General features: G+C 72.4%; 1 protein-coding gene. It reads right to left on the bottom strand.

Going from position 1 to position 1,553, the window contains the following annotated elements:
• Positions 1 to 1,491: type I polyketide synthase (locus ACTOQ1_RS42775; protein ID WP_440074321.1), on the bottom strand; the 1,491-nt coding region annotated here is incomplete at its 3' end.
• Positions 1,492 to 1,553: the final 62 nt, after the last annotated feature.

Below are 1,553 nucleotides of genomic sequence, written 5' to 3' on the forward strand. Positions count from 1 at the left end.
CGCCTGCGAGACCTGACCACCGGCCAGCTCCGCCGCCAGGTAATCCGCCACCGCCTCAGCGGTCGGGTAGTCGAAGACGAGAGTGGCCGGCAGTCGCAGTCCGGAGACCGCCATCAGCCGGTTGCGCAGCTCGACCGCGGTCAGGGAGTCGAAACCCAGCTCCTGGAACGCCCGATCCGCCTGAACCGCCGTCGCCGAGGCATGCCCCAGCACCGTCGCCACTTCCTGGCGGACCACCTCCAGCACGACCTCACGACGCCGGGCCTCATCCACCCCCTCCAGCCGCTGCACCAGCGCCGACCCGCCCGACCGCACCGCACGCCGCACCGGACCACGCACCAAGCCGCGCAGCAAGACGGGCAGTGCCTCACCGCGCGAACGCAATGCCGGAACATCCACTCGCAACGGCACCAGCGTCGCCACATCCGACGCCAGGCCGGCATCGAACAGCGCCAGTCCTTCTTCCACCGACAGTGCCGGCAGGCCCTGCCTGCGCATCCGCTCCCGGTCGGCCTCGGTCAGCCAGCCGCTCAACCCGGTGTCGGCATCCCACAGCCCGTAAGCCAGCGACGTCGCCACCAGCCCCGCCGAGCGCCGATGCGCCGCCAGCGCATCAAGGAACACATTCGCCGCCGCGTAGCTCGCCTGCCCGGCCGCCAGCACCAGCCCACCGGCCGAGGAGAACAACACGAACGCCGACAGATCCAGATCCGCCGTCAGCTCGTGCAGATGCCACGCCGCATCCGCCTTCGAACCCAGAACCCCGTCGAACCGCTCCGCGGTGAGCGAGCCGATCAACCCGTTGTCGGCGACCCCGGCCGCGTGCACCACACCCTTGAGCGGATACTCCGCCGGGATGCCCGCGATCAGCTCGGCCAGCGCGTCCCGATCGCTCACATCGCAGGCCGCGACCTCCACGGAGGCACCCAGCTCGGTCAGCTCCGCCACCAGCTCGGCCGCCCCCGGCGCCTGCGCGCCACGACGACTGGCCAGCAGCAGGTGCCGCACCCCGTAGGCCGTCACCAGGTGCCTGGCCACCAGCGCGCCCAGACCACCCGTGCCGCCGGTGACCAGCACCGTCGCCTCCGGATCGAACTCCGGCCCCTCACCCCGCGAAGCGGCCGCGCGTGCCAGTCGCGGCACCCACGCCTCGCCGGCGCGAATCGCGGCCTCCGGCTCCTCCGAAGCCACCACCGCACCCAGAGCCCGCCACGACTCCTCACCACCGTCCACATCCACCAGCACGAACCGGCCCGGATTCTCCGCCTCGGCCGCCCGCACCACACCCCACACCCCGGCCACACCAAGGTCGACATCCTCCTCGGCGACCGCCACCGCGCCCCGGGTCACCACCACCAGCCGCGAAGAGGCGAACCGCTCCTCGGCCAGCCACCCCTGCACCACACCCAGCACATCGGCCGCCGACTCACGCACCGCCCCGAGCACATCGGCCACCGGCGAGACAACCGCGTACACCACCGCCTCGGGCACCACCGCACCCCCAGCGACCACCCCCCTCACCGCAGCCAGATCGACCAGCTCCGAACCCCCGC

Origin of the sequence: Streptosporangium sp. OZ121 (genome assembly GCF_051918885.1) — a bacterium.
Lineage (GTDB): Bacteria > Actinomycetota > Actinomycetes > Streptosporangiales > Streptosporangiaceae > Streptosporangium.